This is a genomic window from Bacteroidota bacterium (assembly GCA_016713765.1).
Taxonomy (GTDB): Bacteria; Bacteroidota; Bacteroidia; order AKYH767-A; family 2013-40CM-41-45; genus Pollutiaquabacter; species Pollutiaquabacter aromativorans.
In genome coordinates this window covers 73,649-96,270 of record JADJON010000001.1, presented here as the reverse complement: position 1 = coordinate 96,270, position 22,622 = coordinate 73,649, and the positions used below count along the sequence as shown (strand labels likewise).

Below are 22,622 nucleotides of genomic sequence, written 5' to 3'. Positions count from 1 at the left end.
TCGCAGGACCAATAAGGATTCTTAAATTACGTTAATGGTTACGATGCTACGACACTTCCTGGTCCTTACCTGCTGTTGCTATTCCCTGAATTCCTTTGCGAACGGAAACTCCGCCGAACGAGCCGAACTGATCCACCTGCTCGAAGGTCGCGCGGCGCAATTCCGGGAATACACGGGCAGCCTGCAGCAAAAAAGCGGAATCTTCGGCCAGCGTACCAAGACCGACCTGAAAGGTTCGCACGATCGTCTGGCAGCGATCGTAGAGACCGACAACGAGATCATCCGGCTGCTCGATCGTATGCTGGATCAACGCACCTTCGAACGGGTCAGCATGACCTACGATGCCTCCCGCGACGCGGACCGTATCCGGAACCTACAGGCCGTATCCGACACGATGACGGCCCGGGCCGCGCGTTACGAGGCGGAGCTGACGAAGTATAAATCCGGAAGGAGCGGTCGAAGCGCGTGGCTGTGGTTCTTCGCCTTGCTCGCGTTGGCGGAAGGAGCCATCATTCTACGATTGAGAAAAAGCAGCGGGCGGAGATTTACCTGAGGCGAAGCAGGATCAACGCCCGGCCGGATCGTCGTATCGCTCGATGCGCAAGCCGACATCCATGATCTGCGGAAGGGGATTCTGTCGCATCGCCTGCTCGATCTCGAACGTGTAAAGGCCGCTCTGCGGGAAGCGCATCCGCTCGCGGAAGAGTGCGCGGTTGTCCCAGATATCGCCCATGCCGTCACCCAGCCATTGTCCTTTGTCGTCGGCCAGGGTCACTTCGAGGGTATCGCGTGAACGCTTGCCGTCGGGTAGGGTGGTGTTGAGGAAAAGGAAGATGTTGGAGTAGGGATACCCGCCGGCATTGCGCACGTTCACGTAGAGATTGTACAACTGAGCCGTATCGGGAATATCCGCCTCAAGCTTGATGACGTTCGCGGCATCCCAGCGGTTGTCGGGAATGCGAACGTTCTCTTCGAACAGTACGGAGCGGTCGCACGAACTCAACGACAACGACAGGATCGTAAGCAGCAGGAGAGTACGAATTGAAGGTTTGTTCACGGATCAGTTCGATTCTGGCGGCGGCGTTGATTGTCCGGGCGACTGACGCGGAGGTGCGGAAGGCCGCTGACGTGGCTCCCGGTTTCCGCCCTGTGGGCGCGGCTCCTGCTGCGGACGCTGTTCGCCCTGCGGACGCGGAGTTGGTTGCTGTTGCGGACGCGGTCCCTGTTGCTGCTGACGGTTGTTGTTTTGTCCTTGCTGCTGGGGACGCTGCCCCTGTTGCTGACGTTGCTGTTGGTTCTGTTGCTGACCCTGTTGCTGCGGTTTGCCGCCTTGCTGCTGGTTCTGCTGCGGACGAGGCCCGCCTCCTTTGCCGCCTTGCGGACGGTTGTCGGGACGCTGCCGTTGTTGACCACCTTGCTGTCCGCGTTCTTTCGGTTGGCCACCCTGGGGTTGTCCGCCCTGTGCCTGACCTGTTGGAGCGGCTTGCTGAGCGTTGCCGCCGCCGGATGATTTCTTCTTCTTCTTTTTCTTCTTCTTCTTGTCCATCCGGTCGATCCGATCCTGACCAACCACGTTGGCGTAGTCCGGTTCTTCTTCGACCTCCACTTCCAGCCAGTCGCCTTCCATGAGTTCGCCCGGCTTCTTTCCTTCTTTGTTCAGCGCGACGATCTCTTTCACACGATCGACGGGCATGACGACCCAGTTGCCTTCGCCGGTGAACGCTTGTTCGCCTTCGCCTCTCCGCTCGTTCTCGCTGAACGCGTACCACATCAATCGCTTGAAGATGTCGGTCTTGCGGTGGAACGCGCGACCTTTCTCGGTTTCGAGGATGATGTTCGAAGCCGGAATATCGCGTACCGCGTCCATATACGAATCCAGTTCGTAGTTAAGACAACACTTGAGCTTGCCGCATTGTCCCGCGAGCTTGGCGGGATTGAGCGCAAGATTCTGATAGCGCGCCGCGCTGGTCGATACGGTCTTGAAATCGGTGAGCCAGGTGGAACAGCAAAGTTCACGGCCACAGACACCGATGCCGCCCAAGCGACTGGCTTCCTGCCGCATGCCGATCTGCCGCATCTCGACCCGGATACGGAACTCATCGGCGAGACGCTTGATGAGTTCTCGAAAATCGACGCGCTCTTCAGCGGTATAGTAGAAAGTAGCTTTCTTGCCGTCGCCCTGGAATTCGACATCGCTCAACTTCATGTTGAGCTTGAGCGATTCGATGATCTCCCGCGTGCGCTTGCGCGTGGCGGGCTCTTTGTCTTTCATCTCGCACCACTTCTCCACATCGCCCGGCTTGGCTTTGCGGTAGAGCGCTTTGATCGACTCCGAATTCTCTGCCAGACTCTTCTTGCGCAACTGGAAGCGCACCAACTCGCCGACCATCGACACCGTGCCGACGTCGTGACCGGGACTTCCTTCCACCGCTACCATATCACCCACACGCAGGTCCTGCAGCTCTTTGTTCCGGAAAAATTCTTTGCGGCTGCCTTTGAAGCGTACTTCTACAACGTCGAACGACTGCTGCCCGTTGGGCAACACCATATCCGACAACCAATTGTAGACATTCAACTTGTTACAGCCACCTGTGCTACAGGTGCCGTTGCTGCGGCACCCACCCGGTTTCCCGTCTGTTCCTGTTCCGCACGAAGCGCAAGCCATAATAAATAGGGGAGGAAATTCTGATGAGGTTCAAAAATAGTGAATTTTCGCCAATGCTAAGAGGCTGATCGTCAGATACATGACCATGATAAGGTAAAGCAATGGTATCCACGCGTACGCATCCACTGCATTCCCTGCACGCTTGAACGTCGTGTTTGAGTGGCGGATTAATCGCTGCTCCGCACGAATTTGAGCTGCGCGGAGGATTTCAAACCGGTCAATTGCAAGGTGTACACACCCGGCGAAAGCGAAGCGACGTTTCGGAGAATGCTGGTCGCGGTGGCGTCCAGTTCGAGCTGATCGAGCAGTCGACCGGCACTGTCCAGTATGCGTGCGGATTGATAAACACCCTGTGCCTTGGAAAGGTCAAGCTGGAATTCGCGCGTCACGATGGAAGGGAACAAGCGCACGTTCGATGCAGCCGATGGATGCTGCATTCCGGTCGAGCAGCCGCAGGAATACTGGATCGTACCCTGCATGAGTTTGTTCTGCGTGACAAATCCGGTGAATGCTCCGAAAGCAAAGGCGCCTTTGCCGACGTACAGACGCAGCGTACCGTCGTCCGAGAACAGGGTCCCGGTCGTCAGCGTATCATACAGTTCAAAGGAACCGGAACCGCTCGTGCTGGCGAGGTAAAAACCGTAGCGCTCTCCTGCCGGGATACAGACGTTGAAGGTGATTGGCAGCGGTGTCACCGGAATGGGACATGAAATGGCACTCACAGGATCAAAGCCGCTGGCACTGCCGGCGAGCGTCCAGGCAGAGGCGTCGGTTTCGTATCCGGCAAAACCACCGGGACGATAGTACAATTCCACATCGCGGGTTCCTGCTCCCTGCGACATGGTGGAAAAGCCCTCAATGGTTACATCGGTCGCGGCTTCCAGGTCGAGGAAGAAGCCGGTGCCGGAAGTCGTATTGAAGCAGGGTGTGAAAACGGAGTCGCATACCTGTTGTGCAGTAACGGACAACTGAAGAGCGACGAACAGCAGTACGAACGAAAGTGAATGTAAAGGACGATGCATGGTGCGTGGGTTTGGTGAAAGGTTGGATGATGTTGCGAAAGAAAGAAATGCTTCAGCTTTCCGGCCGGAAGCCGGGCCCGGTTTTCCAGCAAGTGATTGTTGAAAGGCGCGTATTCTTTGTCGGAAGGAGGATGAAGGCCGGTTCGCTAATATGACAATTCGGGTACGCTTGTGAGCTGCGGTTTTATTTTAACTTTCGATCGCTTTAACCGAATTCACACCCATCATGAACCTTCGTTTGACACTCTTCCTGATTGCGGGCATCACACTCCGGCTCGCTGCGCAATCCGACCAGGACCTTCGCTTCAGGATGTCCGGTTTTCACACCGAGCCATCTTCGGCTCGCCTGTTCGACCCGCAGTCCGGCTTCAACCTCAGTGGCCCTTCCGGCAACGACGCATTCACCTGCGCGCTCTTCTTCCAGGGACGATTCTGGACCGGCGGATTCGACGGTTCCATGATTCGCCGCTTTTCCGTCGGCGGCGCCCTGGTGGATTCGCTCACCATCGCCGGCCTGATCGACACCGGTACCACCGCGATCACGACCGATGGAAACAGTCTTTACATCGCGCAGGAAAATGGCATTTACCTCTACGAAGTCGATCCTGCTACACTGTCGGTTACGGATTCAATTCCACTTCCGTTGTTCCCAAGAGGCGTCGCGTATTATTCCACCAGCGACGCATTCTGGGTGGCATACGACGATTACCCCATTGTGCTCTTCGACCGCAGTGGCGCGACCTTACAGACCATTCCGTCTGCCGTACACGGACTGGCCGGCATCTACGGCCTTGCATTCGATTCGGTAACGGCCGGCGGACCATACCTCTGGGCTTTTGCGCGGGTCACGCCCGGCGGCCTCCACCGGATCGTACGCATACCGGTCGCGAGCGGTGCTCCCGACGGTGTCTCTTTCCCCGTCATGCACCGACTGGGTGATCAACTCGCGTATGGTCAGGTAGGAGGCTTGTCCACTGCCACTGGGCTCGCACCTGGCCGCATGAGCCTGGTCGGGGTACTGCAGGGAGTTCCCGACGATCTGCTCTTCTCGGTCGAACTTAGCTCGGATTCGCTGGTCTCAGCGGATGCCACTCTGGATACCCTGCGTCTCTCGCCGCCTTATACGCGAGTACCGCTTGCGTTGGCACAGGCTTATGAACTGGAATGGAATATAAAGTTCAGTAATGCCGGAACCGATAGTCTGTCAACCGTCGAGTTGCATACTTCTCTATACGATCCGCTTCAGTCGCTATTGCTGAGTACGACACGGACCGTTGCAGATTTGATTCCTGGTGAGCGTTTCTCGGGCTACACTCCTTCCGGTTTTTTCCCTTCCGGTTCCGGACGCATCCGGGTAGTGGCCGGCCTGGTCAGTACACCCGCGGATCAGTACACCCGGAACGATTCGTTGGACTACCACTTTGATGTGAGCGACTCCACCCTCGCGTACGACGAAGGCCCAACCTTCACCGGTCTAGGTCTTGGCAACGATGGTCGCATCGGGCAATCATTCGAGTTGCCCCGTGGCGCGGAGATCTCCTCCGTCACCTTCTCCCTCGAGACCCCGACCCCCGGCGACAGCCTCTACGCGGAGATCTGGACCTTCAACGGCGCTCCGGGCAACCTGATCGTTCGCACGGTCACCTATACTATTCCACCAGGATATGTTGCCGGCACACCGGTTACCTTGCCGTTGGAAACGGGATCGTTCGCCTTGAATGACGGCGAGTATTTCGTTTGTCTGCGCGAGCACACAAATAGCGCTTCACTGTCTTCTAACTGGAAGAACTACCGCTACCGCAAGGCTTGGGCGAAAAGCAATTTCGGATCCTGGCAGCCTATGGAGTCATCTGAACTCTTCGTGACGTTCCGCTTACAGGTGAATATCCGGCAGATCATCAACGGGGTGCAGACTGTTTCGCCCTCGGATGGCATCCGCCTGTTCCCGAATCCCGTTCAAGAGGAGTTGCACGTGACCTCCGAACGACCATTGGAGGGTCGATGGATGATCACCGACCTGCAAGGCCGTCGACTGCTGGAATTTTCGGCTGAGGGGGAAGAGTCTGTTCGCGTGAACGTTGGCGGACTTGCCAATGGCAGCTACCTGTTGCGGACAGCCACCGGCTGTTTTCGATTTTTGAAAACAGACTAAGCATTTATTCAGGCGGGAACCGCTTTCAATTGCAAGAGCCGGTGGATGGAAAACGAAACATCCATGAACAGGATCTTCGAATTGGCGTTGCGTTCGAGGTGGAAAATGGCGTCGTTCAGGGTTTTTGAAAAGACGTCCATGTTGCCGGTGTGCACGAAGGGCGCGAATTTACGGTAAGCGTCCAGGTCTTTTCCTTCCAGTCGTACCAACCGTTCGTCGCCGTACTGCAGCAGCATGCATTCGCGTATGATCTGAAGACAGAATTGCAGGTAGGACTTCTGCCGCTCCCGCGACTCGCTCGCGAATTCGTCCATCTGTTTGGACAACGCGCTAACGTTGAGTTGCAGGCAGGCGCGCATCCAGGCGAGGAACTGTGCGGCCGGATCCGATTCGGGTGTCTCTTCCGACAGGATGAGTTGCGCTTGCCGGTAGCTGCCGTCGGAACGATGCGCCACTTTTTTCGCGTCCTCCCGGCTGAGGCCGTGTCGTTCGACGAGCGCGGTGGTCAGTTCGTCGTCGCGGAGTCGGTTCACCTTGACGAGCTGTGTGCGCGAAGTGATGGTCGGCAGCAGTTGTTCGTACTGGCTCGCGACCAGCAGGAAGACCGTGTCGACCGGAGGCTCCTCGATGATCTTGAGCAGTTTGTTTGCCGATTGCGCATTCATCTTTTCCGGACACCAGATGATGACGATGCGATACGGCGCCTCCGCCGCTTTCAGGCTGAGCCGTCGCAGGATGTCGGCCGCTTCGTCGACGGAAATTAGTCCCTGCTTGTTTTCTATGTCGAGTTGCTCTACCCATTCGGCGTAACCGAGGTAAGGATTGTCGGTCACCGCCTTGCGCCATTCCTCCACGAAGTCGACGCTCTTCGGGTTCTTGATCTTTTCCTTTCCCGCTACCGGATAACTGTAGGAGACATCCGGATGCACCAGCTTGCTCATTTTCACGCAGGCCGGGCAGTGGCCGCAGGAATCCGCGGCTTCGCGTTGCTCGCAGACGAGGAACTGTGCGTAGGCCAGGGCCATCGCCAGGTTCCCGGCGCCCTCAGGTCCCAAAAACAGCTGCGCGTGGCTCACGCGCCCTTCCAGGGCGGTAGCCGTGAGTTTTTCTTTCACGGATTTGTGGCCGATAACCGCTGAGAACCGCATGGGTGGCGAAGTTACGAAATGCCGCCATGGAGTACCGTGTAACCTTATCTTGCACTTGATTATGCATTCGAAGGGAAAAGACTCGTTTGATGACGCGGAATCCCAGTCCAGTTGGGACAAAAACGCCGCCTTGTACGCGGAGAAATTTCTCGACCCCGCACTTTTCAAGACGGGATACGATGCACTCTTGTCGCGTTTACCAAAAGAAGCGCGCGTACTGGATGCCGCCTGCGGACCCGGCATCATGGCTCATTACTTTTTACAACATCGTCCCGATCTGCGAATTATCGGTATTGACTATGCGCTGGCGATGGTGGAACAGGCAAAGCAGTTGGTTCCGGCGGCACAATTCGAACAAGGTGATCTTCGCGCCTTGCCGGTGCCGGCGCAACCCTATCATGCGATCGTGTGCGGCTTCGGTCTGCCGTATCTGTCCGGCGCGGAGGTGCGCGAGTTCTTGCGCTACTGCCGGACGAACCTGGTCGCCAACGGACAACTCTACCTCAGCATCGTGGTCGAACCCGGAGGCGAGACCGGCTTTCGTACCGGCAGTACCGGCGACCGGGTTTGGTTCAACAACCACGAGCCGGTTGCCCTTCGATCGGATCTGGAAAACGAAGGATTCCAAATCACAGACACCTGGACCCTACACCCCGACGCGGGAAATGTCCGCTACGAAATCAAGATTTGCATAGTTTAAACCGGATCCTTAGACCCCCTAGTATTTTTTAGTTCACTGATTTTCAATTACTAATTACTAATTACTAATAACTAATAACTAATAACTAATAACTAATTACTAATTACTAATTACTAATTTTTATTCTCCACCCCTTTCGCAACCATTTAATTGCACATATATTTGCAACCATATAGTTGCACAATGTCTCCCAAAGCCCGCCGCGATATTTTTCAGGCCATTGCCGATCCCACTCGACGCGCGATCATCAGTCTGTTGGTTCTGCAGGCCATGACACCGAATGCACTGGCCGAGAATTTTTCTGTCTCGCGTCAGGCGATATCCAAGCACATCCGCATCCTCGACGAATGTGGCATCATCGAGTGCAGGCACCAGGGCCGCGAGATCTTTTATCAGGTGCCACCCGAGAAGCTTAAGTCGGTAGCGGACTGGATCGAACAATTCCGTCAACTCTGGGAACAACGCTATACCCAACTCGACGACCTCTTACTTCAATTAAAACCCAAAACCAATGCAAATGACAACCCCTCCTCCGACGCGAATTGCTAAAGATCTCGCGAACCGTAAACTGATTGTCCAGCGCACCTTCTTCGGGCCGATCGACCTGGTCTGGCGCGCATGGACGGAAAAAGATCTGCTCGAACAATGGTGGGCGCCGAAGCCCTTCAAGGCGGTCACCAAATCGTACGACTTCCGCGAAGGCGGACACTGGCTTTACTATATGCTCGGGCCGGACGGTTCCAAAATGTTCGCGTGTTTCAATTTCCACACGATCCAGCCGCAGCGCGGATTTACCGGCGACGATTTTTTCTGCGATGAGAACGGCGTACGTACGGATCTTTATCCCGGAATGGCTTGGAAGAATGAATTCCGTCCGGTGCCGGAAGGAACCGAAGTGACGGTTGATGTGACCTTCCAATCGGAAGCGGATTTGCAACGCATCGTGGAGCTCGGTTTCGAAGAAGGCTTCACCATGGCCCACGGCAACCTCGACGAATTGCTGGCGCAGCATCGTTAATTCCCCACGCATCCGTCATCGACATCGGGCATCGCATACCTTTACGGGGCGATGCCCGATTTTTCTATCCGCCCGTACCATCCGTCCGACCGGTCGATCCTGCTTTCACTGCTGGCGCTGAACATTCCTGGATTCTTCGCACCCTCGGAAGCGGACGACTTTGCCCGTTACCTCGACTCGGAACGCGAAGACTATTTTGTAGCGTGTGAAGCGGAGCATATCATCGGCTGTGGCGGTATCAATTATTTTCCGGAGGAGCGGTGTGCAAGGATCAGTTGGGATCTCTTCCATCCCGACGCGCAGGGGAAAGGCTACGGTACACGCTTGTTGCAGCATCGTCTGCTCAGGCTGGCGGCAGATCCGCGCATTCAACTAGTGAAGGTCAGGACGAGTCAGATCAGTTGCGTCTTTTACGAAAAGAACGGTTTCAATACCCTGCGTACCGTGCGCGATTTCTGGGCCCCCGGGTACGACCTGGTGGAGATGGAATGGACGAACAAGGGTTGAATTTTCCCGCACATGTTCACTGAGCTGGTGATTGTATTCCGGTTCTGCTAACTTTCGGTGGAAGAACCGACGCGCAGCAACTTCCCATGCAAGGCGATCCCGCTAGAATTTTCCAGCAACTGCTGGAAAGCATTGCTCCGCTTTCCTCCGCTTCCATTCATTTGATCCGGGAAGCTACGCGGATCCGTTCGTTCGAGCAGGACGCAAGCTTGTGCGAAGAAGGAAAGAAAGACGCGAATGAATATTTCCTGCTCGAAGGTCTTGCTTACCGGTTCAACCGATCGGAAGACGGGAAACCCATCACTACCGGCTTCTGGCGTGCGCCGGAGGTGATGATACCGCACTTCACACGGACCCAACAGGGGCTGTCCATCTGTTCCGTGCAGATGCTCACCGATGTTAGCGTGGCCGTGGTTCCGGTGCGCGACTTCGATCGTTTGCGTGCGGAGCATCCCGACATCGGTCGCTGGGGCAATGGGGTCGTGGAACGTCAATTGCTTCGCAGCCTGCAGGAGGAGACGGTCTTCCGCGCACACGACGCGAAGCGGCGGCTGACACTGCTTCGCAAGCAGTTTCCGGGACTGGAGAACAACGTCCCGCATCACCTGATCGCCTCCTACTTGGGTATCACACCGGTTTCCTTCAGTCGTCTGCGCAAGCAGATGGCCCGCCAATGATTTCTTATCATTTGATAACGCCGTTTCGCCCGCGCTCCTGCAACTTTGCGTTCTATCCAGGATAGACGCATGTGCCGCTTAACCGTTTTATTGATCCTCTTCATGCTGACCCGACCATCTTCGCTTCCTTCACCAACCACCGAATTACAAGACCCCGCCGCCACGATCGTCGGTTCCGGCGCATCGCCTGCTGCGGTGTACCTGCACTTCGATGCCGATTCGATCCTCCATCGCTCGTATGTCGGACTGGCCGACATTGCCCGCAGCAGGGCTGTGGACGCCGGGACGACTTTCAATTTTTTCAGTGTGACAAAGACACTGACCGCCACCGCCATCCTGCAACTGGCGGAGCAGGGGCTTGTCGCGCTGGATACACCGGTGGTCAAGTACCTCGGAGAATTTCCATACGGAGACCGCGTCACCCTGCGTCATTTGCTGACGCATACGGGCGGCTTCCCGAACCCCTTGCCCCTGAGTTGGGTCCATTTCCCGGAAGAGCACGAGCGGTTCGACGAACATGCCTTCTTTGAAACGATCTTCTCGAAGAATCCGAAGACCCGATCGGAACCCGGAGCAACGATGCGTTACTCTAACCTCGACTATGTCTGGCTGGGTTGGGTGATCGAACGCGTTTCGGGAAAGCCGTACGAAGCCTATGTGCAGGAGCACCTGCTTTCGAAAAGCGGAGCAGGCGAGCGGGCCGGTTTCCGCATCGACCCGCAGGTACATGCGAAAGGGTATCAGCCCTTCTGGTCGTTCATGAACCTGCTGCTCGGCATGTTCATCGACAAAGCGAAACTGATGGGTCCGCGGGAGGGGAAATGGAAGCCCTTTCGCTACAACCAGCTCAACGGTTCGGCCTATGGCGGACTCATCGGTACGCCTGACGACCTGGCGCGTTTCGGGCAGATGATGTTGCGCGACCGCTTATTGCAGCCAGCGTCGCGTACGGAACTTTTCCGGGAAGCCTTGTTGAACGACGGTTCACTCTCCGGCATGAGCCTGTCCTGGTTTACCGGAAGATTCAACGGTCACGATTACCGGCATCATGCCGGCGGAGGCGGAGGGTACTATGTCGAGTTCCGATTGTATCCGGCTCTCCAACGGGGCAGCGTACTGGTGTTGAACCGCACCGGTGTGAGCGACCAGCGGCTGTTGGACAAGTTGGATGCCCGGTTCATCAGCGCTCGCTAATCGTTAGGGTCTTCCGGAGGATATCGTTGGTTGAAAGTTGAAGGTTGGCAGGTTGAGCGTTAAAACGTTTTAACGTTCAAACGTTCAAACGCGACGAGACATGCCTTCTCGCATTCGGCTACTATTTCCCTGCTATTATTGTTGCTCCGTTGCAGTTCCTGTGTGACAGAATAAAGCAGCGTGATCTGCGTTGTTGTTTTCAATCTTTCTGAAAATGACCGATCCCGACTTCCACCACCCCGGCTTCGACTACGACGCTGCTCCCGACCCAGTATGCCCGGCATCGCCGGACCGATCCGCGTATCGCGGCGTACATCCATCGGGCGCTTGGAAAAGTCCGGACCGTCCTGAATGTCGGCGCGTGTGCGGGTTCGTACGAGCCGGATGATCGCTATGTGGTTGCGGTAGAACCCTCTGCCAGCATGCGTGCGCAACGCCTGTCTGCCGGTCGCGTTCCCGCCATCGACGCACGCGCGGATCAGCTTCCGTTCGACGATAACGCGTTCGATGCTTCCATGTCGTTGCTCAGCGTGCACCACTGGCCCGACCTTCCCGCCGGTTTGCGGGAGATGCGGAGGGTGACGCGCGGTCCGGTGGTGATCATGACCTGTGATCCCGACGGGCTGGACGATTTTGGAACGCCCACTACTTCCCCGAACTCATTGCCGTAGAGCGTGCGCGTTATCCGAAGCTCGATACGATCGCAGCGGCATTGGGCGGCGCAGCCGAGATCATCCGCGTGCCGATTCCGATCGATTGCGTCGACGGATTCCAGGAAGCCTTCTACGCCCGGCCTGAAGCCTTTCTGCGACCGGAAGTTCGCAGGTGCAATCGGCCTGGGGTTTCTGGCGGCCGGTCAGGAAGCCGTGCTCGTCGAACGTCTCGCCACCGCCCTCCAAAACGGCGAATGGGAACGCCGGTTCGGGCACCGCAGCGCGCCGTTCGTTGATGGGGCGTTGCGGTTGGTGGTTAATGTAAAGGGATGATTGAAAGCGAAATTCGAGATTGTTTCAAGTTATTTTGAATCGTAGATTTCGACAACCTAGCCATCCAGCACCGGCCGGGTTCGGTATTGGAGGAGAATCATTACTATCCCTACGGAATGCTGATCGAATCGTTGAGCCATTCCTCGACCGATCCGTTGAACACGTTTAAGTACAACGGCATCCACTTCGAGCGGGAAGGCGGGCTGAACAGCTATATCGCCCCATTCCGTACGCTCGACCCCACCATCGCCCGCTGGAGTTCCGTGGATCCGATGAACCAGTTTTTGAACCCGTATGTGTCGATGGGTGGGGATCCGGTGAGTTTTAGCGATCCATTAGGACTGTACATAAATTTCAAGGGTAATAATGTAATCGATAACCCAACGCTCAATCATTTGGGGTGGATGGATCGGGAAGCCGAGCGAGATTTTCAGCGAAGTCGAAATAACATTTTCGGGTTGTTAAGATCGTTAGGTGCTGTTGGTGGCGGAGGTGGTATCGGGCTTCCCTATTCTGCGGTTAACCCGGAATACTCTAAAGAGGGAGACTTGACAGGTTGGCAACTTGATTATACTGATTGGTTTAACACCGGTGGCTACACAAGTCTGTTAATGCAAGAAAAACGAGTAACCTTCAATCCTCAAAGAGGCACATGGGGACGTTGGGAGGAGTTTTCGAGCAATGAGGGCACCTATATACATACCAGTAATACTGTAATAGATGGTGAATTTGGATGGATTGCCAACGGAGGGAGTGTAGAGATAGGATGGGAATGGAAATCATTTTCAACCGTTGATAATCGCAGTTGGTTGGAAGATTTGCAAACTGGATTAGAATCATTTGACTTTGCTAATGGAGGAAAAAACACATTAATAGATTATGCTGCAAAAACAGGGAATAGAGGCGATGATGGTGCGAAGTATTTAAAAATTTCCAAGGGTTTAAGTAGAGGTGCTGGAGTTCTGGGGTTAGGAGCCACATTAGCTGATGCCGCTCAAAAAGGACAATGGCAAAATCATCACACCGTAGATTTAGTTGTTGGTATAGCTACTACATTCATGTTATCAGGGCCTTGGGGCTGGGAAATTGGTGGAGTATATTTCTTAACCGATATAGCGGTTCAGAGTTATACAGGACGAAGTATAACTGAAAATCTATTTGATCCTACACCTACTTTATATCCTAATAAACGATAACCATGTATAACTTCATATTCTATTATTTTTATAGGTACTTTGAAAGCAAAAAGGATTTTAGTCCAAGTTTCTCTGCTTTGTGTGCGGTTGCTGGAGCTCAATATATTCATGCCTTTTTTCTAGTTACAGCCATTAAACATACTTTTAAAATAAAACATCCTTCCAACTGCGTTTAGTCATTCCTATATGATAAACAAATTGTATTGGATGCCTATTTTAGCAATATGGCTTTTGTTTACTTATTTCTATTATAGAAAAGACCGAGTAGTCCATATTTTTTGGAGGAGAGATAAACTGGGTGGAAAAGTATTTACATTTAAAAATATAGCTATAATCATTTTAATCATAGGCGTACCATTGATTTTAGGAATCATGTTTATAAAGAAGAGTGAGACAATTTAATGCTATGGCATAGTGTATAATGTTGCTAATCAAGAGGGTGGCTGTCCGAATTGTTTAGAGTCATCGAACGCAACTTGATTATACGTATTAGTTTAACAAGGGTGGCTACACAAGTCTGTTAATGCAAGAAAACGAGTAACCTTCAATCCTCAAAGAGGCACATGGGGGGCGTTGGGAGGAGTTTTCGGGCAATGAGGGCACCTATACACATGCCCAGTAATACTGTAATAGATGGTGAATTTGGATGGATTGCCAACGGAGGGAGTGTAGAGATAGGATGGGAATGGAAATCATTTTCAACCGTTGATAATCGCAGTTGGTTGGAAGATTTGCAAACTGGCTTAGGGGTCTATGGTCTAAGTAGCGGCGTCAAAGAGAATTTACTTGACCTCGCAAAAGCATCCGACCCTTCTGTCGAGAAATTGAAGCTATGTTAAGTGTGAAAACAGGGTTGGACAAGGATTTAATGTAGTTTCAGCAGCCATCTCCATTGGGCTCGCGGTTGATTATTATGAAGGGAGTGGAACATATAATTCCGTATGGATGAAACCACTTTTGGATCTTGAAATGGGTTACATAGGATCTCAATGCGGCTGGCAGGGGCTCGAATTGGTATTGTTTACTTTCTTCTCCAGATGAGAGCGGCGTTTTTTGGAGGATGGGGGCGACCCTCTAAGAACACCCTTAAGATAATGTGATGAAAATACTGAAGAATATATTTTATAGTTTTTATCAGGTTACAAAAAGTGAAAAAAATTGATACAGATCCAGAATACCGAGCTGTTTTGTTAATGACATTAACTATATTGCAAACATTTTATGGAATTCAATCAATAGCATATTTATTTGGATATAATTTTAGTTTCGGATTAGACACGAAATATGAAATTGGGGGCATAGTTTGCATAATATTATTAATATTATATTTTGTAATCATCTATAAAAATAAATATTTAGAGATAATCAAATTATATGAAACTGAAAATACAGAGAAAAAATTAAAAAGAAAAAGGGTTACAATTATATATATAGTCATTTCTACGATAGTACTCATATTATCGTTATTCTTAATGGCTAAAAAGAATCGCGGTGAGTTTTAATTTTGAAAACTTTCTCAAAAACGGCTGCGTTCTAAACTAAGGCATGGCAATCGGTGCTGAATTGGGAGGATCTTGGGGAGCAGTGGGTGGAACATTGATAGGTGGCGGTTTTTGGGCAGGTGAGCAGATGTATAATTGAAGGCTTCCTCAATAACAGCTACGAATGAAATACTGATTCGTAACGTAGATGTGATAGCAGGGAGCATTTAGCCTACCTGATTTCTAAGTACCTAAGATTTATTTTTTCAGATCATGGAAGGATGAAATGGCCTTCTTTGGTGGGATTTCTTGAGAGGAAATGCTGCCGAAAACCCTGTTTTTTACCTTCGCACCCATGAAAAACCGTCGATTCGTTCAACTTCGCCGGCCCAGGGTGCTGGTGCGTGGATTTCAATGTTCCCCTGGATAAGTCTTTTCCGGATCACCGACGATACCCGTATCCGGGCTGCCGCCGCCGACCATCAACAAGATCCTCGCCGACGGAGGATCGGTGGTCCTGCTTTCCCACCGGGCCGCCCGCTCAAGAAGCTGAAAGAAGATGGATCCATCGATCGTGAGAAGTTCACCCTGCGGCATGCCGTACAACGCACCGCCGAACTGCTCGGTCGGCCGGTCCGCTTTTCCGACGATTGCATCGGCGACGATGCCTACGCGCAATCCGCTGCATTGAAGCCGGGTGAAGTGCTGCTGCTGGAGAACCTGCGCTTCTACAAGCAGGAAGAGAAAGGCGACGCGGAATTCGCCGCTCAACTCGCGCGCGGCACGGCAACTTCTACGTGAACGACGCCTTCGGCACCGCGCACCGTGCGCATGCCTCCACTGCCGTCATCGCCTCCAGCTTCCCCGGCAAGAAGTGCTTCGGCTACCTCATGGCCGCCGAGCTCGACAATGCCGAGAAGGTCATGCACCAGCCCGCCCGCCCGTATACCGCGGTGATGGGCGGAGCCAAGGTGAGCGACAAGATCCTCATCATCGAAAACCTCCTCGACAAAGCCGACAACATCCTCATCGGCGGCGGGATGGCGTATACGTTCTTCAAAGCCATGGGCGGACAAATCGGCAACTCGCTGGTGGAAGAAGACAAGCTCGACCGGCCAAATCACTGATCGAAAAGGCAAAGGCGAAAGGCTGCCGACTCCTCCTGCCAGCGGACTCGGTGCTCGGTGACAAGTTCGACAAGGACGCCAACACCTCCATTGCGGCCAACAACGCGATTCCCGACGGCTGGATGGGACTCGACATCGGCCCACAGGCCGTAGCCGACTTCCAGCAGGTGATCCGCGAATCGAAGACCATCCTCTGGAACGGCCCGATGGGCGTGTTCGAAATGGAAAGTTCGCCAACGGTACCCGCAAGGTCGCGGAAGCCATCGCGGAAGCGACGGTCAAGGGCGCGTACTCCCTCATCGGCGGAGGCGACTCCGCCGCGGCCGTCAATCAATTCGGTTTCGGCGACAAAGTCTCCTATGTTTCCACCGGCGGTGGAGCACTGCTGGAGTATTTTGAGGGAAAGGTGCTGCCGGGAGTAGCAGCTGTTTTGAGTGAACAGTGAACAGTGTGGAGCGAATAGCGAATAGCCAATAGCGAATAGTGAACAGTAAACAGTAAACAGTAGGCAGTTTGCCCTTGCCTGTAGCATGCCTGGGCGGGCGGATTAACGCAACGCCAGTCGTTGAGCTAACGATGACCCCGTAGGGGTCACGGTATCCTGGCACCGAGAATCCATTTTTTATTTCGGCCCCGTAGGGGTCGCGGAAATGATCCATCAGGTATGAGGCATGAAATGGCCGTAGATCGGCCCCCGATGAGTCGATGCCGGGACGTTTTGTTTCAGTAAACAGTGAAAAGTGAACAGTGAGTAGAATTTTAACAATACAACGTACGGGAGAGCTATTTTAACACGAAACCCGAAACTCGGAACACACTCGTCCCTCGGTCTCGTCCCTCGTCCCTACTTCCACAGCGCCGGCGCTACCTTCAACACCCGATAATACAAGACCGACTCCGCCTTAGTGTCCGCTTTGAGCCAGTGGAACTTTGCATCGGCCTTGTGAAAAAAGTAGAGGGCCACGCTGGTGATGAGCAGGTACTTGCCGAAGCCGAACAGGGCGCCGAGTAGTTTGTTGAAGATCCCCAGCGCCGCGATGCCGATCAGTCCTTCCAGCAACTTCGCCGGAAGAAGATCCCCCACCGATACCGCCAGGAATACCAGGAAGAATGCGATGTAATGCGTCGTGGTCGGGGAAGTGTCCAGCATCGACGCGACTTTCGGAGCCACCGTATCCGCCAGTCGCCAGCCCGTAGATCCCCAGAAAAAACTCGCCACCACCGCCAGCTCATAAATGAAACCGTTGATGAACCCCTTCACCAGTCCGATGAGCAGGATGAGGGCGAGGAGGAGATCGAGCAGGTTCATGGATAGGAACCGCTTGTACGCAGATTTGGTGCTCGGTTTTGTGGTTTGCAGTTTCGGGTTTTCGGTTTCGGGTTTCCAGTTGTTATTATGGAGGGACGCGGGATGTGAGCAGTGAGCCGAAACGCAACTTTCAACTTTCAACTTTCAACCTTCAACTTTCAACCTTCAACCTTCAACCTTCAACTAACCCGAAACCCGAAACTCGAAACCGGAAACTCACTTCATCCCCCGCTCCCGCTTCACCTCCTCATACGCCTCGTTGATCTTCTTGAACTTTTCCTGGGCGTCTTTCTGGTACTCGGGACCGAGGTGGTGGACTTTGTCGGGATGGTATTTCATCGCCATGCGGCGGTAGGCTTTCTTCACTTCGTCGTCGCTCACGCCGCGTTCGATTTCGAGGATGCGGTAGGCCGCGTCGGGATCGGAGACGAACATGGCGCGGATGCTCTGCAGGTCTTTTTCCGCGATGCCGATCAGGTGCGCGATCTGTTCAAGCACCGTGAGTTCCGGCTTGGAGACCTGTCCGTCGGAGGCCGCCAGTCCGAAGAGCAGGTGCAGCAACTGCAGGCGCGAGGGCGGGTCCACCATTTGTCGTACCTGTCCGCAGACCGCCCCGATGGCGATCTCCTGCTTGAGGATCTCCCGGAAAAGCAACATGCGGTCCTGCGTGATCTGTTCGCCGAACTGCCGGGTGAAGAACTGCCGCACGAACTCCAGCTCCGAACGCATCACCTTCTGGTCGGCTTTCATCACCGCGGCGCAGAGCACGAGCAGGGCGGCGGAGAAATCGTTGGGCAGCATGCGCTGCGGCTCGGCCTTGTAGGTCTTGCCCGTCTCTTCGGTGATCGCGCCGAGCGCGAAGCCGAGGATGCCGCCGATCGGTCCGCCCAGGGCCCAGCCGAGCCCGCCGAAGATCCATTTGTTGAATGCGCTCATCTCAGTATTCCGGACATTGAATGCCGCGGGGCACCAGGATCTCCCGCAGCATGCGCAGGCTGACCACGTCGAGTGTCGGCATGCGTTTCTGGGTGAGTCGGCCCGCCTCGCGGTCTTTCAGTTCTTTCTCGGTGACCATGTCGGCGATCAGTGCCGCGAGTTTCTTGCGTTCGTATTTTGTAGATGATGTACGACTTCAACTGCGCGTTGGTCATCTTCCTGCAGGAGTCGTTCAGCGTCTTGCGGTCCACCTGCATGAAGGCGACCGGGTTGCGGTAGTAGAGATCGACGAGGTCCCAGTCGGCGTTCTTCTGCTGGTAATCGTCCGAGATCTTGTACAGCGCCCGGAAGCGATAGCCTTCGGTGTTGGTGACGTAGATGTGGTTGTCTTCTTCCGTCTGCATCCGCCAGCGCTTGGCTCCGGCCGACACCGTAATAGAGGTAGGTGGCGTTGAACTCCCGGTTCAGCGCGCGGAAGCGCTGCAGATTGAAGCCCGCGACATTGTCGAAGTACCGGGTGCGGAGCGAGATGGCGTCGTGCTTGCCGCCGCTGTATTGCGCGATGCGCTGCCAGCCGCGTACCGCCTGCGCGTTCGCCGGGCGCGACGCAGTAGATCGTATGGATCATCACCTCTGCTGGCGCAGGCGCTCTACGGCCTTGTCGACGCTCTTCCGCCCAGGTTCACGTCTCCGTTGCCCACGAGGAAGATCATCTTGATGGCGTCGGGGTCCTGCGACCAGCTCACCTTGCTCAGGCAGGTCTTCAGCGCGGAGCCGACGTACTGGTCGCCTCTTCTCGATCCGCGACGGGATCTTGAACAGGATACTGCTCATGCGTTCGAAGTCGGTGCCCAGGTCCTGATCACCTTGTTGTAGCCGGTTTGCTTGCCGTAACTGAAGCGGGAGTAGGCCACCACGCCGATGCGGAAGTTCGGACGCGGCTTGCAGCGGGCGAAGAAGCGCCAGTAATCCCAGAGGTGATTGCGGAAGTGGTCGATCAGCGTGTTGGCGCTGCTGGAAAGGTCGAGGCAGAAGACCACGTCGACCGGCGTGCCGGTGGATTTTTGGCATCGGCGACCCGTGCCGGGAACAGTCCTGCGATGAGCAGCAGGACCAGGAGAAAGGGGAAAACGGGAGCGAAGCACAGGGTCAGCGAGGGCCTTTTGGCGGAACTTTTTTCCGAGGGCGGGCAAAGGTAGGAAACCCGCGTCAACCCTGACAATTGGTTACCTTTGCGCCGCGCATGGAAAGCGACGAACTGGAACTTTAAGGACACGCTGGGACCGGCTGGTCAAGCGGATGGCGGATCAATTCGGCGAAGAGCCCGATTTGCAGAGCATGTTGTTCCTGATCGGCGTACAGGAGCTGGGACGTGGTCCGATGAAATATTCGAAGGACGAAAACAGGATCTCATGCATATCGCCGTTTGTCGGGTGCTCAGTCCGTACGGCTACTACCGCCCGAAGGCCGGGACCCCGAAGGCGGCCCATCTGGGAACTCGTCCAAAAACTCCCGCCCCTCACGCTACGCGAACAGGATATTTTGTTGAAGCAGGCGGTGGTGGAGTATTTTGGGATTAGTGAATAGTGAATAGTGAATAGTGAATAGTGAATAGCGAATAGCGAATAGCGAATAGCGAATAGCGAATAGCGAATAGCGAATAGCGAATAGCGAATAGCGAATAGCGAATAGCGAATAGCGAATAGCGAATAGCGAATAGCGAATAGCGAATAGCGAATAGCGAATAGCGAATAGAAGATAAACCATACAAGGTACGGAGATCCAAATTAAACGCGGAACTCGAAACCCGGAACTCGCCTGCCTGCCGTAGCTTTAGCGTAGGCAGGGAACTCGAAACCTTCAACCGCCTTCCTCGTCCCTCGGTCTCGCCCCTCGTCCCTTTTTAAAAGAACCCGAAACTAGAAACCCGAAACGGGAAACCCGGAACCCCCTTCCTTGTCCCTCGGTCTCGTTTCTCGCCCCTCCCAAAAGGAATCCGCCCGCCCCGGAGGGGCCCAACAATCTTGCTGGAGATGCCATTTGGATTTCAGCCCCGGAGGGGCGTAACAACTGCATCCTACATCGATCGCCGAACGATGAGCAAAGGCGGTCCCCGTTGAGTCGAAGCCGGGACGTTTTGTTTGAGTAAACAGTGAATAGTGAACAGTAAACAGTAGGCAGTTTGCCCTTGCCTGTAGCCTACCCAGGCATGCCTGGGCGGGCGGATTAACGCAACGGCAGTCGTTGAGCTAACAATGACCCCGTAGGGGGTCTCATAATCCTAGCAACACGAATTCATTTTTTTGTTTCCGGCCCCGTAGGGGTCGCATAATGGGTTCATCGGGCAAGCGGCCTGGAATTAAAGCAAGTCGGTCCCCGCTGAGTCGAAGCCGGGACGTTTTGTTTCAGTAAACAGTGAACAGTAAACAGTAGGCAGTTTGCCCTTGCCTGTAACCTGCCCAGGTATGCCTTGGCGGGCGGATTACCGCAACGGCAGTCATTGAGCTAACAATGACCCCGTAGGGGTCTCATAATCCTAGCACCACGAATTCATTTTTTTTGTTTCGGCCCCGTAGGGGTCGCATAATGGGTTCATCGGGCAAGCGGCCTGGAATTAAAGCAAGCCGGTCACCGCTGAGTCGAAGCCGGTACGTATTGTTTCAGTAAACAGTGAATAGTGAACAGTAAACAGTAGGCAGTTTGCCCTTGCCTTTAACCTGCCCAGGCATGCCTTGGCGGGCGGATTAATGAACCGCCCGTCAATCAGATAACGATGACCCCGTAGGGGTCACGGTATCCTAGGAAAATGCGAATCATTATTTCGGCCCCGTAGGGTCGCGGAAACGATTCATCAGGCAAGCGTCATGAAATGATGGTAGCACGGTCCCCGTTGAGTCGAAGCCGGGACGTTTCAGACTAGCCCCGGGTGAACTCGGCACGAACGCCCGCATCCTCAAAGCGACAAAGTCGACATGACGAGTGAACACGGGACAGCAGGGGAGGAGCGTACGGCCGGTCAGCTCTTAATTTCAGTAGGCAGTAGGCAGTGGGCGGTACACAGTAAACAGTAGGCAGTATGCAGTATGCAGTGGGCGGTGAATCGTGCTTGCCGTTGTTCCCAAGAAGCCAAGGAATAAATTTTAACTCGGAACCCGAAACGCGAAACGCGCCTGCCTGCCGAAGCTTTAGCGTAGGCAGGGAACAATCAACCGCCTTCCTCGTCCCTCGGTCTCGCCCCTCGTCCCTCTTTACAGGGAGACCGTCTTCGTCACCGTCTCGTGCTCTTTCAGTCGGATGAAGGAACGTGCGGTGTCGTCGTTCTTGATGACTTCGATGTTGAGGAAAGCTTCGAGCTTGAACTCGAATTCGAGCACGACCGGCGGCGTCGCTTTTCTTGGTGATGCGCACCTTCGACTGAACGCCGTTGACGGAATTGGTGGACGTCCCGCCAGGGTTACTGAGGCGGCCTGCACCGGACGGTTCAGGAGTCGGACCACAGTGATCAGCGCTTTGGTCGGGCCGTCTTTCTTGCAGGACGACAGGCCCGTGAGGGACTAAAAGCCCGAAATCACGATTAAAGCGGCGATTCTGCCGACTCGGCTTTCGGTATTCGTGCCTTTTGGGTAAGTTTGCTCATCTAATTCAAAGGAAAACAAAATAACACAAAATGAAGACGTTGGCAACCTGCTGCTGCGCCCTGCTGCTGCTTTTCGGCCTGCGATCTTACGCCCAACAACCTACCGCCATGGCCGCAGATTCCGCACAAAAGACCGGATTGTACTCATCAAGACTGATTTTGGCGACATGAAAGTGCGCCTGTATAACGAAACGCCACAGCACCGCGACAACTTCGCGAAGCTGGCCGGCGAGGGTATTACGACAGCCTGTTGTTCCACCGCGTGATCCGCGGCTTCATGATCCAGGGCGGTGATCCGCAGTCGAAGAACGCGCAGCCGGGCAGCTTGTTCCACAAGAAAGGCGCGATCTGCGCGGCACGCACCGAGAATCCTGCCAAGGCTTCCAGCGGTTGCCAGTTCTACATCGTGCAAGGACAAGTGCTCACCAACGAGCAGCTCCAGATGCTGGAGATGCAACGCGGACTCAAGTTCTCCGACAAGCAGAAGGAAGTGTACACCACGCTCGGCGGTACGCCCTTCCTGATAAGAACTACACCGTCTTCGGCGAAGTGATCGAAGGCCTCGATGTCATCGACAAGATCGCCGCCGTCCAAACCCAACCCGGCGACCGTCCGGTGCAGGATGTGAGGATGAAGATGACGGTGGTGCAATAGTAGTTTTTGGTTTCGCGTTTCGGGTTTCGCGTTTCCGGTTAAAGTTGACCAGGACTGGAAACTGGAAACGCGAAACTGGAAACCAAGAACTCAATTCCCTCGTCCCCTGCCTACGCTAAAGCTTCGGCAGACAAGCCTCGCCCCTCGCATGTCCTCCCTCTCCACCTACCTCCACGAAATCACCAACTTCTCCGCCACCAAACCGTGAGGAAG

At 54.4% G+C, this 22,622-nt stretch carries 20 protein-coding genes and 3 pseudogenes; 13 read left to right on the top strand and 10 right to left on the bottom strand.

The genetic code is table 11. From position 1 onward, the window contains the following. Positions 1-43 precede the first annotated feature (43 nt). The gene (locus tag IPJ96_00470; protein ID MBK7908830.1) at positions 44-553 is read left to right on the top strand and encodes a hypothetical protein; all 510 of its coding nucleotides are present in this window, start codon (positions 44-46) and stop codon (positions 551-553) included. A 12-nt stretch (positions 554-565) separates the two neighbouring features. Here the strand turns inward: IPJ96_00470 and IPJ96_00465 are convergent, their stop codons facing one another. From IPJ96_00465 to IPJ96_00455, 3 genes are all read right to left on the bottom strand, one after another. Continuing rightward, entirely contained in the window at positions 566-1,057 is a 492-nt protein-coding gene (locus IPJ96_00465; protein ID MBK7908829.1) for a gliding motility lipoprotein GldH, read from the bottom strand. A gap of 3 nt (positions 1,058-1,060) precedes the next feature. Continuing rightward, positions 1,061-2,665 carry a hypothetical protein gene (locus tag IPJ96_00460; GenBank protein MBK7908828.1) on the bottom strand — a complete coding sequence of 535 codons (1,605 nt, stop codon included), beginning with the start codon at positions 2,663-2,665 and terminating at the stop codon, positions 1,061-1,063. Between the two features lie 167 nt (positions 2,666-2,832). Beyond that, positions 2,833-3,687 carry a T9SS type A sorting domain-containing protein gene (locus tag IPJ96_00455; protein MBK7908827.1) on the bottom strand — a complete coding sequence of 285 codons (855 nt, stop codon included), beginning with the start codon at positions 3,685-3,687 and terminating at the stop codon, positions 2,833-2,835. A gap of 226 nt (positions 3,688-3,913) precedes the next feature. Here IPJ96_00455 and IPJ96_00450 point away from each other — a divergent pair, with 226 nt between their 5' ends. Then, positions 3,914-5,839 (top strand): hypothetical protein, encoded by a 1,926-nt coding sequence (locus IPJ96_00450; GenBank protein MBK7908826.1) that lies wholly within the window; start codon positions 3,914-3,916, stop codon positions 5,837-5,839. Positions 5,840-5,847: 8 nt separating this feature from the next. On the opposite strand, the gene IPJ96_00445 is transcribed toward IPJ96_00450, so the two are convergent. Next, complete coding sequence (locus IPJ96_00445; protein ID MBK7908825.1) at positions 5,848-6,987, bottom strand: hypothetical protein; 1,140 nt, start codon at positions 6,985-6,987, stop codon at positions 5,848-5,850. A 61-nt stretch (positions 6,988-7,048) separates the two neighbouring features. Here IPJ96_00445 and IPJ96_00440 point away from each other — a divergent pair, with 61 nt between their 5' ends. The 10 genes and pseudogenes from IPJ96_00440 (at position 7,049) to IPJ96_00395 (ending at position 16,318) form a co-directional block, all read left to right on the top strand. Further along, complete coding sequence (locus tag IPJ96_00440) at positions 7,049-7,687, top strand: class I SAM-dependent methyltransferase (GenBank protein MBK7908824.1); 639 nt, start codon at positions 7,049-7,051, stop codon at positions 7,685-7,687. A gap of 183 nt (positions 7,688-7,870) precedes the next feature. Further along, complete coding sequence (locus IPJ96_00435) at positions 7,871-8,236, top strand: winged helix-turn-helix transcriptional regulator (protein MBK7908823.1); 366 nt, start codon at positions 7,871-7,873, stop codon at positions 8,234-8,236. After that, positions 8,205-8,705: an SRPBCC domain-containing protein gene (locus tag IPJ96_00430; GenBank protein MBK7908822.1), complete on the top strand. Its 501-nt coding sequence runs from the start codon at positions 8,205-8,207 to the stop codon at positions 8,703-8,705. Before IPJ96_00435 ends, IPJ96_00430 begins: the two co-directional genes overlap by 32 nt. A gap of 51 nt (positions 8,706-8,756) precedes the next feature. Continuing rightward, positions 8,757-9,212 (top strand): GNAT family N-acetyltransferase, encoded by a 456-nt coding sequence (locus IPJ96_00425; GenBank protein MBK7908821.1) that lies wholly within the window; start codon positions 8,757-8,759, stop codon positions 9,210-9,212. Between the two features lie 86 nt (positions 9,213-9,298). After that, on the top strand, positions 9,299-9,889 hold the full coding sequence (locus IPJ96_00420) for a Crp/Fnr family transcriptional regulator (protein ID MBK7908820.1): 591 nt from the start codon (positions 9,299-9,301) through the stop codon (positions 9,887-9,889). Positions 9,890-9,958: 69 nt separating this feature from the next. After that, on the top strand, positions 9,959-11,083 hold the full coding sequence (locus IPJ96_00415) for a beta-lactamase family protein (GenBank protein MBK7908819.1): 1,125 nt from the start codon (positions 9,959-9,961) through the stop codon (positions 11,081-11,083). Between the two features lie 221 nt (positions 11,084-11,304). Continuing rightward, a pseudogene (locus IPJ96_00410) lies at positions 11,305-12,069 on the top strand (methyltransferase domain-containing protein). Between the two features lie 116 nt (positions 12,070-12,185). After that, on the top strand, positions 12,186-13,265 hold the full coding sequence (locus IPJ96_00405) for a hypothetical protein (protein MBK7908818.1): 1,080 nt from the start codon (positions 12,186-12,188) through the stop codon (positions 13,263-13,265). 611 nt (positions 13,266-13,876) lie between these two features. Then, a complete protein-coding gene (locus IPJ96_00400) occupies positions 13,877-14,104 on the top strand; it encodes a hypothetical protein (GenBank protein MBK7908817.1) in 228 nt (75 codons plus the stop codon). 1,046 nt (positions 14,105-15,150) lie between these two features. After that, positions 15,151-16,318, top strand: a pseudogene (locus IPJ96_00395) (phosphoglycerate kinase). A 399-nt stretch (positions 16,319-16,717) separates the two neighbouring features. On the opposite strand, the gene IPJ96_00390 reads toward IPJ96_00395, so the two are convergent. The 6 genes from IPJ96_00390 to IPJ96_00365 all read right to left on the bottom strand — a co-directional run bounded on the left by IPJ96_00390 (position 16,718) and on the right by IPJ96_00365 (position 21,615). Beyond that, on the bottom strand, positions 16,718-17,182 hold the full coding sequence (locus IPJ96_00390) for a CvpA family protein (protein MBK7908816.1): 465 nt from the start codon (positions 17,180-17,182) through the stop codon (positions 16,718-16,720). A 216-nt stretch (positions 17,183-17,398) separates the two neighbouring features. After that, positions 17,399-18,118 (bottom strand): TerB family tellurite resistance protein, encoded by a 720-nt coding sequence (locus IPJ96_00385; protein MBK7908815.1) that lies wholly within the window; start codon positions 18,116-18,118, stop codon positions 17,399-17,401. A gap of 1 nt (position 18,119) precedes the next feature. Continuing rightward, complete coding sequence (locus IPJ96_00380) at positions 18,120-18,257, bottom strand: hypothetical protein (GenBank protein MBK7908814.1); 138 nt, start codon at positions 18,255-18,257, stop codon at positions 18,120-18,122. Between the two features lie 691 nt (positions 18,258-18,948). Next, a complete protein-coding gene (locus IPJ96_00375) occupies positions 18,949-19,263 on the bottom strand; it encodes a hypothetical protein (GenBank protein ID MBK7908813.1) in 315 nt (104 codons plus the stop codon). 162 nt (positions 19,264-19,425) lie between these two features. Next, complete coding sequence (locus tag IPJ96_00370) at positions 19,426-19,608, bottom strand: hypothetical protein (protein ID MBK7908812.1); 183 nt, start codon at positions 19,606-19,608, stop codon at positions 19,426-19,428. Positions 19,609-21,366: 1,758 nt separating this feature from the next. After that, positions 21,367-21,615 carry a hypothetical protein gene (locus IPJ96_00365; protein MBK7908811.1) on the bottom strand — a complete coding sequence of 83 codons (249 nt, stop codon included), beginning with the start codon at positions 21,613-21,615 and terminating at the stop codon, positions 21,367-21,369. Positions 21,616-21,922: 307 nt separating this feature from the next. Between IPJ96_00365 and IPJ96_00360 the strand changes: the two are divergent. Next, positions 21,923-22,409, top strand: a pseudogene (locus tag IPJ96_00360) (peptidylprolyl isomerase). Positions 22,410-22,622: the final 213 nt, after the last annotated feature.

Bases quoted from the DNA above. Each gene is read 5' to 3' on its own strand.
- IPJ96_00470 (MBK7908830.1), top strand. From the start codon at position 44: ATGCTACGACACTTCCTGGTCCTTACCTGCTGTTGCTATTCCCTGAAT.
- IPJ96_00460 (MBK7908828.1), bottom strand. From the start codon at position 2,665: ATGGCTTGCGCTTCGTGCGGAACAGGAACAGACGGGAAACCGGGTGGG.
- IPJ96_00455 (MBK7908827.1), bottom strand. From the start codon at position 3,687: ATGCATCGTCCTTTACATTCACTTTCGTTCGTACTGCTGTTCGTCGCT.
- IPJ96_00450 (MBK7908826.1), top strand. From the start codon at position 3,914: ATGAACCTTCGTTTGACACTCTTCCTGATTGCGGGCATCACACTCCGG.
- IPJ96_00445 (MBK7908825.1), bottom strand. From the start codon at position 6,987: ATGCGGTTCTCAGCGGTTATCGGCCACAAATCCGTGAAAGAAAAACTC.
- IPJ96_00440 (MBK7908824.1), top strand. From the start codon at position 7,049: ATGCATTCGAAGGGAAAAGACTCGTTTGATGACGCGGAATCCCAGTCC.
- IPJ96_00435 (MBK7908823.1), top strand. From the start codon at position 7,871: ATGTCTCCCAAAGCCCGCCGCGATATTTTTCAGGCCATTGCCGATCCC.
- IPJ96_00430 (MBK7908822.1), top strand. From the start codon at position 8,205: ATGACAACCCCTCCTCCGACGCGAATTGCTAAAGATCTCGCGAACCGT.
- IPJ96_00425 (MBK7908821.1), top strand. From the start codon at position 8,757: ATGCCCGATTTTTCTATCCGCCCGTACCATCCGTCCGACCGGTCGATC.
- IPJ96_00420 (MBK7908820.1), top strand. From the start codon at position 9,299: ATGCAAGGCGATCCCGCTAGAATTTTCCAGCAACTGCTGGAAAGCATT.
- IPJ96_00415 (MBK7908819.1), top strand. From the start codon at position 9,959: ATGTGCCGCTTAACCGTTTTATTGATCCTCTTCATGCTGACCCGACCA.
- IPJ96_00405 (MBK7908818.1), top strand. From the start codon at position 12,186: ATGCTGATCGAATCGTTGAGCCATTCCTCGACCGATCCGTTGAACACG.
- IPJ96_00400 (MBK7908817.1), top strand. From the start codon at position 13,877: ATGCCCAGTAATACTGTAATAGATGGTGAATTTGGATGGATTGCCAAC.
- IPJ96_00390 (MBK7908816.1), bottom strand. From the start codon at position 17,182: ATGAACCTGCTCGATCTCCTCCTCGCCCTCATCCTGCTCATCGGACTG.
- IPJ96_00385 (MBK7908815.1), bottom strand. From the start codon at position 18,118: ATGAGCGCATTCAACAAATGGATCTTCGGCGGGCTCGGCTGGGCCCTG.
- IPJ96_00380 (MBK7908814.1), bottom strand. From the start codon at position 18,257: ATGGTCACCGAGAAAGAACTGAAAGACCGCGAGGCGGGCCGACTCACC.
- IPJ96_00370 (MBK7908812.1), bottom strand. From the start codon at position 19,608: ATGGGCCGCCTTCGGGGTCCCGGCCTTCGGGCGGTAGTAGCCGTACGG.